Origin of the sequence: Streptomyces lydicus (assembly GCF_000717345.1) — a bacterium.
In the GTDB taxonomy this organism is placed as follows: Bacteria; Actinomycetota; Actinomycetes; order Streptomycetales; family Streptomycetaceae; genus Streptomyces; species Streptomyces lydicus.
The window spans coordinates 111,882-127,962 of the sequence record NZ_JNZA01000013.1; the positions used below are offsets into that span (position 1 = coordinate 111,882).

17 protein-coding genes are annotated in these 16,081 nt (G+C 71.4%); 16 read left to right on the forward strand and 1 reads right to left on the reverse strand.

Annotated features, from left to right (window positions below; all coding sequences use genetic code 11):
* Window positions 1–30: 30 nt before the first annotated feature.
* From OO62_RS14720 to nusB, 14 genes are all read left to right on the forward strand, one after another.
* Window positions 31–462 (forward strand): DUF948 domain-containing protein, encoded by a 432-nt coding sequence (locus tag OO62_RS14720; protein ID WP_228332406.1) that lies wholly within the window; start codon window positions 31–33, stop codon window positions 460–462.
* An 8-nt stretch (window positions 463–470) separates the two neighbouring features.
* Window positions 471–815 carry a DUF6167 family protein gene (locus tag OO62_RS14725; RefSeq protein ID WP_033267839.1) on the forward strand — a complete coding sequence of 115 codons (345 nt, stop codon included), beginning with the start codon at window positions 471–473 and terminating at the stop codon, window positions 813–815.
* The gene (alaS, locus tag OO62_RS14730; protein WP_033267840.1) at window positions 815–3,484 is read left to right on the forward strand and encodes an alanine--tRNA ligase; all 2,670 of its coding nucleotides are present in this window, start codon (window positions 815–817) and stop codon (window positions 3,482–3,484) included. The genes OO62_RS14725 and alaS overlap by 1 nt, the downstream gene beginning before the upstream one ends.
* A gap of 14 nt (window positions 3,485–3,498) precedes the next feature.
* A complete protein-coding gene (gene ruvX / locus OO62_RS14735; RefSeq protein ID WP_033267841.1) occupies window positions 3,499–3,963 on the forward strand; it encodes a Holliday junction resolvase RuvX in 465 nt (154 codons plus the stop codon).
* Between the two features lie 128 nt (window positions 3,964–4,091).
* Window positions 4,092–5,780: an endolytic transglycosylase MltG gene (mltG, locus tag OO62_RS14740; protein WP_033267842.1), complete on the forward strand. Its 1,689-nt coding sequence runs from the start codon at window positions 4,092–4,094 to the stop codon at window positions 5,778–5,780.
* Window positions 5,777–6,604 (forward strand): shikimate dehydrogenase, encoded by an 828-nt coding sequence (locus tag OO62_RS14745; protein WP_033267843.1) that lies wholly within the window; start codon window positions 5,777–5,779, stop codon window positions 6,602–6,604. Before mltG ends, OO62_RS14745 begins: the two co-directional genes overlap by 4 nt.
* A 161-nt stretch (window positions 6,605–6,765) precedes the next feature.
* Window positions 6,766–7,950, forward strand: coding sequence for a chorismate synthase (aroC, locus tag OO62_RS14750; RefSeq protein WP_033267844.1), 1,185 nt, complete (start codon window positions 6,766–6,768; stop codon window positions 7,948–7,950).
* The gene (locus OO62_RS14755) at window positions 7,947–8,504 is read left to right on the forward strand and encodes a shikimate kinase (protein ID WP_033267845.1); all 558 of its coding nucleotides are present in this window, start codon (window positions 7,947–7,949) and stop codon (window positions 8,502–8,504) included. Before aroC ends, OO62_RS14755 begins: the two co-directional genes overlap by 4 nt.
* Entirely contained in the window at window positions 8,501–9,592 is a 1,092-nt protein-coding gene (gene aroB, locus OO62_RS14760) for a 3-dehydroquinate synthase (RefSeq protein WP_033267846.1), read from the forward strand. Before OO62_RS14755 ends, aroB begins: the two co-directional genes overlap by 4 nt.
* Window positions 9,593–9,597: 5 nt before the next feature.
* Window positions 9,598–10,047 carry a type II 3-dehydroquinate dehydratase gene (gene aroQ / locus OO62_RS14765; protein ID WP_033267847.1) on the forward strand — a complete coding sequence of 150 codons (450 nt, stop codon included), beginning with the start codon at window positions 9,598–9,600 and terminating at the stop codon, window positions 10,045–10,047.
* Window positions 10,048–10,279: 232 nt separating this feature from the next.
* Window positions 10,280–11,140 (forward strand): Pro-rich N-terminal domain-containing protein, encoded by an 861-nt coding sequence (locus OO62_RS14770; RefSeq protein ID WP_033267848.1) that lies wholly within the window; start codon window positions 10,280–10,282, stop codon window positions 11,138–11,140.
* A 78-nt stretch (window positions 11,141–11,218) separates the two neighbouring features.
* A complete protein-coding gene (locus OO62_RS14775; RefSeq protein ID WP_033267849.1) occupies window positions 11,219–12,325 on the forward strand; it encodes an aminopeptidase P family protein in 1,107 nt (368 codons plus the stop codon).
* Between the two features lie 66 nt (window positions 12,326–12,391).
* A complete protein-coding gene (gene efp, locus OO62_RS14780) occupies window positions 12,392–12,958 on the forward strand; it encodes an elongation factor P (protein WP_033267850.1) in 567 nt (188 codons plus the stop codon).
* A 2-nt stretch (window positions 12,959–12,960) separates the two neighbouring features.
* The gene (nusB, locus tag OO62_RS14785) at window positions 12,961–13,395 is read left to right on the forward strand and encodes a transcription antitermination factor NusB (RefSeq protein WP_033267851.1); all 435 of its coding nucleotides are present in this window, start codon (window positions 12,961–12,963) and stop codon (window positions 13,393–13,395) included.
* A 303-nt stretch (window positions 13,396–13,698) separates the two neighbouring features.
* Here the strand turns inward: nusB and bldD are convergent, their stop codons facing one another.
* Complete coding sequence (bldD, locus tag OO62_RS14790; protein WP_030412006.1) at window positions 13,699–14,199, reverse strand: transcriptional regulator BldD; 501 nt, start codon at window positions 14,197–14,199, stop codon at window positions 13,699–13,701.
* A gap of 219 nt (window positions 14,200–14,418) precedes the next feature.
* Between bldD and pyrR the strand changes: the two genes are divergently transcribed.
* Both pyrR and OO62_RS14800 read left to right on the forward strand, forming a co-directional pair.
* A complete protein-coding gene (gene pyrR, locus OO62_RS14795) occupies window positions 14,419–15,009 on the forward strand; it encodes a bifunctional pyr operon transcriptional regulator/uracil phosphoribosyltransferase PyrR (RefSeq protein ID WP_033267852.1) in 591 nt (196 codons plus the stop codon).
* 93 nt (window positions 15,010–15,102) lie between these two features.
* Window positions 15,103–16,080, forward strand: a complete 978-nt coding sequence (locus OO62_RS14800) for an aspartate carbamoyltransferase catalytic subunit (protein ID WP_033267853.1) — start codon at window positions 15,103–15,105, stop codon at window positions 16,078–16,080.
* Window position 16,081: the final 1 nt, after the last annotated feature.

Sequence of the window (16,081 nt, forward strand, 5' to 3'; positions counted from 1 at the left end):
AGACCGAACCAGTCGGAGAGTGGTGCCAACGTGTCCGGTGGAGAGGTGGCCGGGATCCTCGTGGCCGTCTTCTGGGCGATCCTCGTGTCGTTCCTCGCCCTCGTGCTGGTGAGGCTCGCACAGACGCTGAAGGCGACCACCAAGATGGTGGCCGAGGTGTCCGATCAGGCCGTCCCGCTGCTCGCCGACGCGTCCGCGACCGTCCGCTCCGCGCACACGCAGCTGGCCCGCGTCGACGCCATCGCCGCCGACGTCCAGGAGGTCACCGCCAACGCCTCCGCGCTCTCCTCGACCGTCTCCTCCGCCTTCGGCGGACCGCTGGTCAAGGTGGCCGCGTTCGGCTACGGCGTGCGCCGCGCGATCGGCAAGAAGGGCGAACCCGAGCCGAAGCGCACCGTCGTCGGCCGTACCCTGCCCGGCGCCCGCCGCGGCGGGCGCCGCAACCGCCGTTCCAAGGACTGATCACCGCGATGTTCCGCCGCGCATTCTGGTTCACCACCGGCGCCGCCGCCGGGGTGTGGGCCACCAACAAGGTCCACCGAAAGCTGCGCAAGCTTCAGCCCGACAGCCTCGCCGCACAGGCCGCGGACAAGGCCGTCGAGACCGGACACCGGCTGCGTCAATTTGCATTGGACGTACGCGCCGGAATGGCGGACCGTGAAGAACAGCTGCACGACGCCCTCGGCCTGAGCACGCCGGCCGAGCCGCGCGAGCTGCCCGCACCGCGCCGCGCGGTGCTCGAACCGCAGTACCGCATCACCAGAACAACCGGACCGCACGGTCTGACCGGACCGACTGGAAAAGAGGACCACTGATGGAGTCGGCTGAAATCCGCCGCCGCTGGCTGCGCTTCTTCGAGGAGCGCGGGCACACCGTCGTGCCGTCGGCGTCACTCATCGCGGACGACCCGACGCTGCTGCTCGTCAACGCGGGCATGGTCCCCTTCAAGCCGCTCTTCCTCGGCGAGGTCAAGCCGCCGTACAAGACCGCCACCAGCGTCCAGAAGTGCGTCCGCACGCCGGACATCGAAGAGGTCGGCAAGACCACCCGGCACGGCACGTTCTTCCAGATGTGCGGCAACTTCTCCTTCGGTGACTACTTCAAGGAAGGCGCCATCAAGTACGCCTGGGAGCTGCTGACCAGCTCGCAGGCCGATGGCGGCTACGGCCTCGACCCCGAGCGCCTGTGGATCACCGTCTACCTCGAGGACGACGAGGCCGAGCGCATCTGGCACGAGGTCATCGGGGTGCCCAAGGAGCGCATCCAGCGCCTGGGCAAGAAGGAGAACTACTGGTCCATGGGCGTCCCGGGCCCCTGCGGCCCGTGCTCCGAGATCAACTACGACCGCGGCCCCGAGTTCGGCGTCGAGGGCGGCCCGGCCGTCAACGACGAGCGGTACGTGGAGATCTGGAACCTGGTCTTCATGCAGTACGAGCGCGGCGCGGGCACCGGCAAGGAGGACTTCGAGATCCTCGGTGAGCTGCCCAGCAAGAACATCGACACCGGCCTCGGCCTCGAACGCCTGGCGATGATCCTGCAGGACGTACAGAACATGTACGAGACCGACACCCTGCGCGTCGTCATCGACAAGGCCACCGAGCTGACCGGCGTCCGCTACGGCGCCACGCACGAGAGCGACGTCTCGCTGCGCGTGGTCGCCGACCACATCCGTACGTCCACGATGCTCATCGGCGACGGCGTCACCCCCGGCAACGAGGGCCGCGGGTACGTCCTGCGCCGCATCATGCGCCGTGCCATCCGCAACATGCGCCTGCTCGGTGCGAGCGGACTGGTCATCGGTGAGCTGCTGGACGTGGTCATCAAGACCATGGGTCAGCAGTACCCGGAGCTGCTGGAGGACCGCCGCCGCATCGAGACGGTCGCCCTCGCCGAGGAGGCCGCCTTCGTCAAGACGCTGAAGGCCGGCACCAACATCCTCGACACCGCCGTCAGCGACACCAAGGCCACCGGCTCCACGGTCCTGCCCGGCGACAAGGCGTTCCTGCTCCACGACACCTGGGGCTTCCCGATCGACCTCACCCTCGAAATGGCCGCCGAGCAGGGCCTGTCGGTGGACGAGGACGGCTTCCGCCGCCTGATGAAGGAGCAGCGGGAGCGCGCCAAGGCCGACGCCCAGGCCAAGAAGAGCGGCCACGCCGACCTGTCGGCCTACCGCGAGGTCGCCGACAAGTCCGGCGCCACCGAATTCACCGGCTACGGCGCCACCGAGGGCGAGTCCAGTGTGGTCGGCCTGCTGGTCAACGGCGTCCCGGCGCCCGCCGCCCACGAGGGCGACGAGGTCGAGGTCGTCCTGGACCGCACCCCCTTCTACGCCGAGGGCGGCGGCCAGCTCGCCGACACCGGCCGGATCAAGCTGGACTCCGGCGCCGTCGTCGAGGTCCGCGACGTCCAGCAGCCGGTGCCCGGCGTCACGGTTCACAAGGGCATCGTGCAGGTCGGCGAGGTGGTGCTCGGCTCCGCCGCGTACGCCAGCATCGACGTCACCCGCCGGCGGGCCATCGCCCGGGCCCACAGCGCCACCCACCTCACCCACCAGGCGCTGCGCGACGCGCTCGGCCCGACCGCCGCCCAGGCCGGTTCGGAGAACTCCCCGGGCCGCTTCCGCTTCGACTTCGGCTCGCCGACGGCGGTGCCCGGCACGGTGCTCACCGACGTCGAGCAGAAGATCAACGACGTGCTCGCCCGCGAGCTCGACGTGCACGCCGAGGTCATGAGCATGGACGAGGCCAAGAAGCAGGGCGCCATCGCCGAGTTCGGCGAGAAGTACGGCGACCGGGTCCGCGTGGTCACCATCGGCGACTTCTCCAAGGAGCTGTGCGGCGGCACGCACGTCCACAACACCGCCCAGCTGGGTCTGGTGAAGCTGCTCGGCGAGTCCTCCATCGGCTCCGGCGTCCGCCGCGTCGAGGCCCTGGTCGGCGTCGACGCCTACCGGTTCCTCGCCCGCGAGCACACGGTCGTCTCCCAGCTCACCGAGCTGGTCAAGGGGCGCCCGGAGGAGCTGCCGGAGAAGATCTCCGGTGTCCTGGCCAAGCTGAAGGACGCCGAGAAGGAGATCGAGAAGTTCCGCGCCGAGAAGGTGCTGCAGGCCGCCGCCGGGCTGGCCGAGGGCGCCAAGGACGTCCGCGGGGTGGCGCTGGTCGCCGCCCAGGTGCCGGACGGCACCTCCGCCGACGACCTGCGCAAGCTGGTCCTCGACGTCCGCGGCCGGATCCAGGGCGGCCGCCCCGCCGTCGTGGCCCTCTTCTCGGTCGCCAACGGCCGCCCGGTGACGGTCATCGCCACCAACGAGGCCGTCCGTGAGCGCGGCGTCAAGGCCGGTGACCTGGTCCGTACGGCCGCCAAGACGCTCGGTGGCGGAGGCGGCGGCAAGCCGGACGTCGCCCAGGGCGGCGGCCAGAACCCCGCCGCGGTGCCCGAGGCCATCGAGGCCGTGGAGCGCCTCGTGGCCGAGGCGGCCTGACGCGCGTGAGTGAGATGCGACGCGGCCGGCGCCTCGCGGTGGATGTCGGGGACGCCCGTATCGGGGTCGCCTCGTGCGACCCCGACGGGGTCCTCGCCACCCCGGTCGAGACCGTGCCGGGACGTGACGTCCCGTCAGCGCACCGCCGGCTCAAGGCGATCGTCGACGAGTACGAGCCGCTGGAAGTCGTGGTCGGCCTGCCCCGCTCCCTCAGTGGGGGAGAGGGGCCGGCCGCGGCCAAGGTCCGGGCCTTCGCCCAGGAGCTGGCAAAGAACATCGCACCCGTAGGGGTCCGGCTGGTCGACGAGCGGATGTCGACGGTCACCGCGACCCAGGGCCTGCGGGCCTCGGGGGTGCGGAGCAAGAAGGGCCGTTCGGTGGTCGACCAGGCCGCCGCGGTGGTCATCCTGCAGAGCGCGCTGGAGACCGAACGCGTCTCCGGGGAACCTCCGGGCGAGGGCGTCGAAGTGGTCATCTGATCGCGATACGGTAACGTGCCGCGCGATGCGGCGGCGGTTCGAACAGCCGCACGTGCAAGTAGAGGCGGATCCGTACAGCAAGCGCGCTGCCAGGCCGGAGCGCACCGCCTCTCGGCTCTAGGGGATCGATGACCGAGTATGGCCGGGGCTACGGCTCCGAACCGTGGCATCCCGAGGACCCGCTCTACGGAGACCAGGGTCCCTACGGGGGTCAGGCGCAGCAGCCCCAGTGGGGCGGGCAGCAGCCCGCCCCGCAGCAGCCCGCCCCTCAGCAGTACAGAGATCCCCAGCAGCATCCGCAGCAGCAGTACAACGGCGGCTGGGACGGTTCCCAGACCGGGCAGCTCCCGTACGACCCGTACGACCCCTACGGGCAGTCCCAGCCGCAGGCCGATCCGTATGCCGGCGCGGGCCAGGACCCCTACGGGCATCAGGGCGGCTATCAGCAGCAGCCGCACCACCAGCAGGAGCCGCATCACCAGCAGCACATGCAGCAGCAGGTGGCGCCGCACCCGCAGCAGATGGCGCCTCAGCAGCAGTACCCGCCGCACCAGTACGAGCAGCCCGTCGAGCCTCCGTACGAGGACCCCGCCGACGACTGGCGGGCCGAGCCGGAGCCGCCGCGGGAACCGGAGCCCGGGCACGCGTTCTTCGCCGACGACGAGGACGACCACCCCGGCCCCGACGACGAGCCGCGCGAGCGGCGCGGCAAGCGCAACGGCAAGAAGAACAAGCGGCGCAGCGGCACGACTTGCCTGGTCGCGACCCTGGTGTTCGCCGGCGCGGTCGGTGCCGTCGGCTACTTCGGCTATGACTTCTTCATGGCCCACTTCGGCTCGGCCCCCGACTACGAGGGCGAGGGCTCGGGCGCGGTCCAGGTCGACATTCCGGACGGCTCACCTATCTCGAACATGGGCGAGATCCTCGCCAAGAACGGCGTGATCAAGAGTGCCGGCGCCTTCAACGAGGCGGCGGGCGAGAACAAGAAGTCCGGGCTGCTGCAGCCGGGCACGTACTCGCTGCGCAAGCACATGTCGGCCGCCGCGGCCATGGAATTGATGCTGGACCCCAAGAGCCGCAACGGCCTGACGATCCGCGAGGGTTTGCGGGCCAAGGACATCTACGCGCTCATCGACAAAAAGCTCAAGCTCAAGGCGGGCACGACCAAGAACGTCGCCGAACACGACGTCAAGAACCTCGGACTGCCCTCCTGGGCCGACGACAACGGCAAGATAAAAGACCCGCTGGAGGGATTTCTCTACCCCTCCACGTACAGCGTGGGCGAGAACGCGAAGCCGGCCGCCGTCCTCAAGCAGATGGTCGCGCGCGCCAGTCAGGTCTACGAGAAGTACGACCTGGAAGGCAATGCCCGCAAGCTCAACCTCCGGTCGCCGCTCCAGCTGCTCACCGTCGCCAGCCTCACGCAGGCCGAGGGCAAGTACAAACACGACTTCGTCAAGGTCGCGCGCGTCGTCTACAACCGCCTCAAGCCGGACAACACCGAGACCTACGGGCTGCTCGACTTCGACTCGACGGTGAACTACGCCAAGTCCCGCAGCACCCTGGACACCGGGTCCGTCGACAATTTGCGGCATTTCAACGACGCCTACAACACCTACAAGTTCAAGGGCCTGCCGCCGGGACCGATCGGAAACCCGGGCGAGGTGGCGATCAATTCGGCCATTCACCCGGCCACGGGCAACTGGTACTACTTCGTCTCGATCAGCCCGGAAAAGACGCTCTTCGCCGCGACCAATGAAGAGCATGAGCGGAACCGCCGCATCTACCTGAAGGAACACGGAAAAGCCGAGCAATGAGTCCCACACGTCGTGCCGCGGTTCTCGGATCCCCCATCGCGCACTCGCTCTCCCCGGTGCTGCACCGCGCCGCCTACGCGGAACTGGGCCTGGCCGACTGGACCTACGACCGCTTCGAGGTCGATGAGGCCGCGCTGCCCGGGTTCATGGAGAAGCTCGGTCCCGCCTGGGCGGGGCTCTCGCTGACCATGCCGCTCAAGCGCGCGGTGATCCCGCTGCTCGACGAGATCACGCCCACCGCGTCGTCGGTGGAGGCGGTGAACACCGTCGTGCTCACCGCCGACGGGCGGCGCCTCGGCGACAACACCGACATTCCCGGCATGATCGCCGCGCTGCGCGAGCGCGGCGTGCGGCAGGTCGAGCGCGCCTGCGTGCTGGGCGCCGGGGCCACCGCCTCCTCGGCGCTCGCCGCGCTCTCCCGCATCTGCACCGGCGAGGTCACCGCGTACGTCCGGAGCGAGGCGCGGGCCGCCGAGATGCGCGGCTGGGGCGAGCGGCTCGGCGTCGCGGTCCGCACCGCTCCCTGGGAGGACGCCGCAGAAGCCTTCGCCGCCCCCCTGACCGTCGCCACCACCCCGGCGGGTACCACCGACGCGCTCGCCGCCGCGGTCCCCGACCGGCCCGGCACGCTCTTCGACGTCCTCTACGAGCCTTGGCCGACAGCGCTCGCCGGTGCCTGGGCCGACCGCGGCGGCGCGGTGGTCGGCGGCCTCGACCTGCTCGTCCACCAGGCCGTGCTCCAGGTGGAGCAGATGACCGGCCGCCAGCCGGCCCCGCTGGCCGCGATGCGCCGAGCCGGCGAGGCGGCGCTCGCCGCCCGCTGACCGCCGGCCGGCCACCGGCCCAGGCGTCGTGTCCCCGGGCCCCGCGGCCCGGGGCCACCGACCCACGGGTCCGCTTCCTGGACTGCGCTCCGGCCCTCCCGTGCGACGTGGGAGGATCAGGGGGAGACCGTACGCGGATGAGCAGTACATGAGGAGCACCGTTGAGCAGGTTGCGCTGGCTGACGGCGGGGGAGTCGCACGGCCCCGCACTCGTGGCGACGCTGGAGGGCCTTCCGGCCGGGGTCCCGATCACCACTGAGCTGGTGGCGGACGCGCTGGCGCGGCGCCGGCTGGGCTACGGCCGCGGTGCCCGGATGAAGTTCGAGCAGGACGAGATCACCTTCCTCGGCGGCGTGCGGCACGGTCTGTCGCTGGGCTCGCCGGTGGCGATCATGGTCGGCAACACCGAGTGGCCCAAGTGGGAGCAGGTGATGTCGGCCGACCCGGTGGACGAGGAGGAGCTGGCCGCGCTCGCCCGTAACGCGCCGCTGACCCGCCCCCGCCCCGGTCACGCCGACCTCGCCGGTATGCAGAAGTACGGCTTCGACGAGGCCCGCCCGATCCTGGAGCGCGCCTCGGCGCGGGAGACCGCGGCGCGGGTGGCGCTGGGTGCGGTGGCCCGCTCGTTCCTCAAGGAGACGGCCGGCATCGAGATCGTCTCGCACGTCGTCGAGCTGGCCGCGGCCAAGGCGCCGTACGGCGTCCTCCCGAAGCCGTCCGACGTGGAGAAGCTGGACGCCGACCCGGTGCGCTGCCTGGACGCGGACGCGAGCAAGGCGATGGTCGCGGAGATCGACCAGGCCCACAAGGACGGCGACACCCTGGGCGGTGTGGTCGAGGTGCTGGCCTACGGCGTGCCGGTGGGCCTCGGCTCGCACGTCCACTGGGACCGCCGTCTGGACGCCCGGCTGGCCGCCGCCCTCATGGGCATCCAGGCGATCAAGGGCGTCGAGGTCGGTGACGGTTTCGACCTGGCACGGGTGCCCGGTTCCCAGGCGCACGACGAGATCCTCGCCACCGACGACGGCATCCGGCGCAGCTCGGGCCGCTCCGGTGGCACCGAGGGCGGACTGACCACCGGCGAGCTGCTGCGGGTGCGGGCCGCGATGAAGCCGATCGCGACGGTGCCGCGGGCGCTGGCGACGATCGACGTGAGCACCGGCGAGGCGGCCAAGGCGCACCACCAGCGCTCGGACGTCTGCGCGGTCCCGGCGGCCGGCATCGTCGCCGAGGCCATGGTGGCCCTGGTGCTCGCCGACGCGGTGGTGGAGAAGTTCGGCGGCGACAGCGTGGCCGAGACCCGCCGCAACGTGCGGAGCTTCCTCGACAACCTGGCGATCAAATGACGTCGCCGGTCGTCGTGCTGATCGGCCCGCCCGGCGCCGGCAAGTCGACGGTGGGCGCGCTGCTGGCCGAGCGGCTGGGTGTCGGCTACCGCGACACCGACGCCGACATCGTCGCCACGGCGGGCCGGCCGATCGCCGAGATCTTCATCGACGAGGGCGAACCGCACTTCCGCGAGCTGGAGCGTGCGGCGGTGCGCGAGGCACTGGAACGCCACCCGGGCGTGCTCTCGCTCGGCGGCGGCGCGATCATGGACGACGGCACCCGCAAGCTGCTGACCGGCCTGCCGGTGGTCTTCCTCGACGTCGAACTCGCCGACGCCGTCAAGCGGGTGGGCCTGGACGCGCCCCGCCCGCTGCTGGCCGTCAACCCGCGCAAGCAGTGGCGCGAGCTGATGGAGAAGCGCCGGCCGCTGTACACCGAGGTCGCGCGCGCCGTGATCACCACCGGGGAGCGCACCCCCGGCCAGGTCACCGAGGCGATCATGGACGCTTTGGAGCTACGGACGGCCGCGGGAGACGCCCCGCGGGCCGCCCACAGGGAGGAACAGGCATGACGGAGCAGCCCACCCGGATCCAGGTCGGCGGCACGGCGGGCACCGACCCGTACGAGGTGCTCGTGGGACGGCAGCTGCTCGGCGAACTCCCCGGCCTGATCGGCCAGGGCGTCAAGCGGATCGCCGTGCTGCATCCGGAGGCGCTGGCCGCCACCGGCGAGGCGCTGCGCGAGGACCTCGCCTCGCAGGGCTACGAGGCGATCGCCATCCAGTTGCCGAACGCCGAGGAGTCCAAGACCGCCGAGGTCGCCGCGTACTGCTGGAAGGCGCTGGGGCAGTCCGGCTTCACCCGCAGCGATGTGATCGTCGGCGTCGGCGGCGGCGCCACCACCGACCTGGCCGGGTTCGTCGCCGCGACCTGGCTGCGCGGGGTGCGCTGGATCGCCGTACCGACCACGGTCCTCGGCATGGTTGACGCGGCGGTGGGCGGCAAGACGGGCATCAATACCGCCGAGGGCAAGAACCTCGTCGGCGCCTTCCACCCGCCGGCCGGTGTGCTCTGCGACCTGGCCGCGCTCGACAGCCTGCCGGTGCACGACTACGTCTCCGGCCTGGCCGAGATCATCAAGGCCGGCTTCATCGCCGACCCGGCGATCCTCGACCTCATCGAGTCGGACCCCGAGGCCGCCAAGCGCCCGGACGGCACGCACACCGCCGAGCTGATCGAGCGGGCCATCCGGGTCAAGGCCGAGGTGGTCTCCGCGGACCTCAAGGAATCCGGCCTGCGGGAGATCCTCAACTACGGCCACACCCTGGCGCACGCCATCGAGAAGAACGAGCGCTACAACTGGCGGCACGGCGCGGCGGTCTCCGTCGGCATGGTCTTCGCCGCCGAACTCGGCCGGATCGCCGGCCGCCTGGACGACGCCACCGCCGACCGGCACCGCACCGTCCTCGCCTCCGTCGGGCTGCCGCTGACCTACCGCGGCGACCAGTGGCCCAAGCTGCTGGAGACGATGAAGGTCGACAAGAAGTCCCGCGGCGACCGGCTGCGCTTCATCGTCCTGGACGGCCTGGCCAAGCCGACCGTCCTGGAGGGTCCGGATCCGGCCATGCTGCTCGCCGCACACGCCGAGATCGCAGCGTGAGCGGCATGACCGGCAAGCCCCGCCGGGTACTCGTCCTCAACGGCCCCAACCTCGGCCGGCTGGGCTCCCGTGAGCCCGATGTCTACGGCGCCACCTCCTACGCCGGGCTGGTCGAGGAGTGCACCCGGCTCGGCAAGGAGCTGGGATTTGACGCCGAGGTCCGGGAGACCAACGACGAGGGGGAGATGATCCGCTGGCTGCACGAGGCCGCCGACGGCTCGATCCCGGTCGTCATCAACCCCGGCGCCTTCACGCACTACTCGTACGGCATGCGGGACGCGGCCGCCCAGCGCACCGCGCCCCTGATCGAGGTGCACATTTCCAACCCGTATGCGCGGGAGCAGTTCCGCCACAATTCGGTCATCGCGGCCGTCGCCAGCGGTACGGTCGCCGGATTCGGCATCGGCTCCTACCGTCTCGCCCTCCGCGCGCTGGCCGAGGAACTGGACAACTGACGGACCCGCGGGGGCACTTCGGCCCCGCCTCCGGCCGTTCGGCCGGCGGCCGCCGCGGGTAGTGACCCTCCCGGGCCGCGTCCGGGAGGGTACCGTTCGCACCGGTACCACCCACGACGACGGCCATGGGGCACAACGGCCCCCCGGGGCCGGTGGGTTGCCGCACGACGCACCGGGCAGCCAGGCCCGGCGCCGCGCACCACGTCGACCGCACGAGACGGAGAGCCACCGGATGCAGTACGCAGTGGGGGCTCCGCTGCCGCCCCACGGGCAGGCATCGGGAGCCGGGGCTGCCATGCACTGGACGCCCAACCCGGGGCCCACCCCGCCGGCACCGTCCGGCCCGCCGCCGGCCCCCGCCGCCCCGCCGGCGCAGCAGCCCGCCCCCCAGCAGGGCTGGCACGGGCCCGCGCCCCAGCAGGCCCCGGCCGGCGGCCACAGCACCACGGACATCACCGGCCACATCCAGCTGCCCCCGGGCGCGCCGGTGGCCCTGCCCAGCCCGCCGGCCGACACCGCCGCACCGGACGCCTCGCAGGCGGCCGTCGCGGTGCTGCTGATCGGCCCGGCCGGCGCCGGCAAGACCAGCGTCGCCCGCCACTGGGCCGACACCCGGCGGGTGCCGACCGCGCACATCAGCCTCGACGACGTCCGCGAATGGGTCCGGGCCGGCTTCGCCGACCCGCAGTCCGGCTGGAACGACCACTCCGAGGCGCAGTACCGGCTCGCCCGCCGCACCTGCGGCTTCGCGGCCCGAAATTTCCTGGCCAACGGCATCTCCTGCATCCTCGACGACGCCGTCTTCCCGGACCGCCCGGTCGTCGGGCTCGGCGGCTGGAAGCGCCATGTGGGCCCCGGCCTGCTGCCGATCGTGCTGCTGCCGGGCCTGGAGATCGTCCTGGAGCGCAACGCCCGGCGCACCGGCAACCGCCGGCTCTCCGACGAAGAGGTCGCCAGGATCCACGGCCGGATGGCCGGCTGGTACGGCTCCGGCCTGCCGATCATCGACAACTCCCAGCACGACGTCGCGACGACCGTCCGGGTCCTCGACGACGTCGTCGCCCGCTCCCTGGCCAGCCCGCCCAACTGGTAAGACGCCCGGCCGCCCGGTGGTCCCCCGGGCGGCGGCGCTCAACCAGCCACCCCGGGGGAGCCGCCGTACGCTCGTGATATGTCCGAGTTGTACGCGGCCCGACGCACGCGGCTGCGCGACCGCTGCGCCGCAACCGGAAGTGCCGCAGCCCTGATCTCGCGCCCCGCGAACGTCCGCTACCTCACCGGCTGCGCACCACCGGGAGCCGCCCTGCTGCTGGGTCCGACCGACGACGTGCTGCTGTGCGGCGGCCCGCTGAGCGGTGATCCGAGCGAGGGGCGGCCGGTCGACGACGTGCGGGTCACGGTGCTGCCGGCCCGCGGCGGCGACCCGGTCGTGGCGGGCGCGGATCTGGCCGCGACGGCCGGCGCCGACACCCTGGCCGTCGAGGAGCACCACCTCACCGTCACCCGGCACCGGGCGCTCACCCAGGTCGCGCCCCGGCTGCGGCTGACCGACATGGCGTGCGCGGTCGAGGCGCAGCGGCTGGTCAAGGACGACGACGAGATCGCCTGTCTGCGGATCGCCGCGGAGATCGCCGACCAGGCGCTGGGCGAGCTGCTGGAATCGATTCTCGTCGGCCGTACCGAGCGGCATCTCGCGCTCGAACTGGAGCGCCGGCTGGTGGACCACGGCGCGGACGGCCCGGCCTTCCCCACCTCCGTCGCGACCGGCCCGAACGCCGGCCGCCCCGGTCATCTGCCCACCGACCGGCGGGTGGAGGAGGGCGATTTCCTGAGCGTGGGCCTGGGCGCCAACTATCGCGGCTACCGCTGTGAGATCGGCCGGACCTTCGTCATCGGCACCACGCCCGCGGACTGGCAGATCGAGCTGTACGATCTCGTTTTCGCAGCCCAGAGGGCCGGGCGGGAGGCGCTGGCGCCGGGCGTGGAGTGCCGCGAGGTGGACCGGGTGACGCGCCACGTGCTCGATGCGGCGGGCTACGGCGACCGGCTCGGCCCGTGGACCGGGCACGGCGTGGGACTCGAAATCGACGAGGACCCTCAGTTGTCCCCGTCCGCCATGGGTAAACTGGACGCTTGCGTGCCGGTCACCGTCGAGCCGGGGGTTCACATCCCGGGTCGCGGGGGTGTCCGGATCGACGACACACTCGTCGTCCGTCCCGAGGCGGACGGCGGGCCCGAGCTACTCACGATCACAACCAAGGAGCTGCTCGCACTCTGAGCCGGAGCGGCTCGGTGGGCGTTGCTCCCCGGTTCCACCACCTGCAGTCCAGGAGATTCCGCAACCGTGGCATCCACGAACGACCTCAAGAACGGCATGGTGCTCAAGCTCGAAGGCGGCCAGCTCTGGTCCGTCGTCGAGTTCCAGCACGTCAAGCCCGGCAAGGGCCCGGCCTTTGTCCGCACCAAGCTCAAGAACGTGCTGTCCGGCAAGGTGGTGGACAAGACCTTCAACGCCGGCGTGAAGGTCGAGACGGCCACCGTCGACAAGCGCGGGATGCAGTTCTCGTACATGGACGGCGAGTACTTCGTCTTCATGGACATGGACACCTACGACCAGATCCACGTCGACCGCAAGTCTGTCGGTGACGCCGCGAACTTCCTCCTCGAGGGCTTCGAGGCCGTCGTCGCGCAGCACGAGGGCTCGGTGCTCTACGTCGAGCTGCCGGCCGCGGTCGAGCTGGTCATCAAGGAGACCGAGCCGGGCGTCCAGGGTGACCGCTCCACCGGCGGCACCAAGCCCGCCACGCTGGAGACCGGCTACGAGATCCAGGTGCCGCTCTTCATCACGACCGGTGAGAAGATCAAGGTCGACACCCGCTCGGGCGACTACCTCGGCCGGGTGAACAGCTAACCGTGGCTGCCCGCACCAAGGCCCGTAAGCGCGCCTTCCAGATCCTCTTCGAGGCCGATCAGCGCGGTGCCGACGTGCAGTCCGTGCTCGCGGACTGGATGCGTCACGCCCGGACCGACCCCCGGCAGCCGCCGGTGAACGAATACACCCTGCAGCTGGTCGAGGGGTACGCGGACCACATCGCCCGTATCGACGAGCTCATCTCCACCTACGCGGTCGACTGGGACCTGGACCGGATGCCGGCGGCCGACCGCTCCATCCTGCGTCTGGGCGCCTTCGAGCTGCTGTGGATGGACGAGACGCCGGACGCGGTGGCGATCGACGAAGCCGTTCAGCTCGCCCGGGAGTTCTCCACGGACGACTCGCCGGCCTTCGTCAACGGCCTCCTCGGCCGGCTCAAGGAGCTGAAGCCGGGACTGCGGCGCGAGGCGCAGTAGGCGATCGGCAGAGCGAACCGAAAGGGCCCGGAGCAAGGGGATTGCTCCGGGCCCTTCGTATGCCCTCAGAACGCCGCCGGGGGGCGCGGAGGGGTGACCATGCCCCACGCGTGCCCGCGGGCGCGTGACGGCGCACACAGCGGCGTGCACGGCGCCCTACGCGCCGGTGCACGGCACGGGGGCCGGCACTCGCGCCGGAAGGGGCGGGGAAGACGGGTATCCGGGGGAAAAGGCGGGCAGACACAAACCGCCGCCCCGGAGTCCCGGGGCGGCGGTACGTTTCTGCAGGTGGGGCTGAAGGGGTCAGATCTCCTCGTGCGACACCGCGCGGCGGGCGTCGGCGTCGAGCACGCCCCAGCTGATGAGCTGCTCGGTCAGCACCGAGGGCGACTGGTCGTAGATCACCGCGAGGGTGCGCAGGTCGTCCTGGCGGATCGAGAGGACCTTGCCGTTGTAGTCGCCGCGCTGGCTCTGGATCGTGGCGGCGTAGCGCTGCAGCGGGCCGGCCTTCTCCTGCGGGACGTGGGCCAGGCGCTCCAGGTCGAGCACCAGCTTCGGCGGGGGCTCGGCCGCACCGCCGGGCGTCGTGCCCGGCAGCAGTTCCTGCACCGGAACGCCGTAGAAGTCCGCCAGCTCGGCGAGGCGCTGCACGGTCACGGCACGGTCGCCGCGCTCGTACGATCCCACCACCACGGCCTTCCAGCGGCCCTGGGACTTCTCCTCGACGCCATGGAGGGAGAGGCCCTGCTGGGTGCGGATGGCGCGGAGTTTGGCCCCGAGCTGTTTGGCGTATTCGCTGGACATAAGGCTCCCCGGACGCTGTGTCGAAATGCGGCTCAGCCGCGGGCTGGTAACTCACTGTGAGGTTACGCAGCGTAATCTGACTTCGTCAAGCGGAATGGGCCAGACCATCACCCGTCAGGGGTGCCGACCGGTCCTGGGGGGCCTCCTGCTAACCTGACTGCGTAATTCCGACGTCCTTTAAGGTCCGTCCCGTGAGGCGGAGAAGGAGGTCCGTTTCGTATGGACGCAAACAGTTCCGACGCGGCAGTTCAGCTCGCCGCGCGCCCGGTGCTCGAAGGCCCGGACATCGCGCGCATGCTGACGCGCATCGCCCACGAGATCGTCGAGCGCGCCAAGGGCGCGGACGACGTGGTGCTCCTGGGCATCCCCACCCGAGGTGTCTTCCTCGCCCGGCGGCTCGCCGCCAAGCTGGAGGAGATCACCGGCCGGGCCGTGCCGGTCGGCTCGCTCGACATCACGATGTACCGCGACGACCTGCGCCTGGGCCCGGCCCGCGCGCTCGCCCGCACGGAGATCCCCGCCGACGGCATCGAGGGCCGGCTCGTCCTGCTCGTCGACGACGTCCTCTTCTCCGGCCGTACGATCCGCGCCGCGCTGGACGCCCTGGGCGACATCGGCCGGCCGCGCGCCGTCCAGCTCGCGGTCCTCGTCGACCGCGGCCATCGCGAGCTGCCGATCCGTGCCGACTACGTGGGCAAGAACCTCCCCACGTCGCTGCGGGAGGCGGTCAAGGTACAGCTCACCGAGGAGGACGGCCGGGACGCCGTGCTGCTCGGCGTCAAGGAAGCGAACCCCGCCGGCGGGCGCTAGCGCACCGCGTACGGACCCGGTGAACCCGGGCCCGCAGGCATGCCCGCTCAACGGACATACCCGTACACCTCCTTCACCCACGGAGAAAACCGGATGAAGCGTCACCTCATCTCGGCCGCCGACCTCACTCGCGACGACGCCGTGCTGATCCTCGACACCGCCGAGGAGATGGCCCGGGTAGCGGACCGGCCGATCAAGAAGCTCCCCACCCTGCGCGGACGCACCGTCTGCAACCTCTTCTTCGAAGACTCGACCCGGACCCGCATCTCCTTCGAGGCCGCCGAGAAGCGGCTCTCCGCGGACGTGATCAACTTCGCCGCCAAGGGCTCCAGCGTCTCCAAGGGCGAGTCCCTCAAGGACACCGCCCAGACCCTGGAGGCCATGGGCGTCGACGCCGTCGTCATCCGGCACAGCGCCTCCGGCGCCCCCTACCGGCTCGCCAACTCCGGCTGGATCGACGCCCCCGTCATCAACGCCGGCGACGGCACCCACCAGCACCCCACCCAGGCCCTGCTGGACGCCTTCACCATGCGCCGCCGGCTCATCGGCCCGGACGCCGGGCTCGGCCAGGACCTCGCCGGCCGGCGCATCACCCTCGTCGGCGACGTGCTGCACAGCCGGGTCGCGCGCTCCAACGTCGACCTGCTGCACACGCTGGGCGCCGAGGTGACACTCGTCGCCCCGCCCACCCTGGTGCCGGTCGGTGTCGAGACCTGGCCCTGCGAGGTGTCGTACGACCTCGACAGCGTGCTGCCGAAGTCTGACGCCGTGATGATGCTGCGGGTGCAGCGCGAGCGCATGAACGCCGCCTTCTTCCCGACCGAGCGCGAGTACTCGCGCCGCTACGGCCTGGACGGCGACCGGATGTCGCGGATGCCCGGGCACGCCCTCGTGATGCACCCAGGCCCGATGGTGCGCGGCATGGAGATCACCGCCGAGGTCGCCGACTCCGACCGCTGCACGGTCATCGAGCAGGTGGCCAACGGGGTGTCCATCCGCATGGCCGTCCTCTACCTGCTCCTGGGCGGCAACGAGCCCGCCGTCACCAACCCCCGTACCGAGGAGAAGTAAG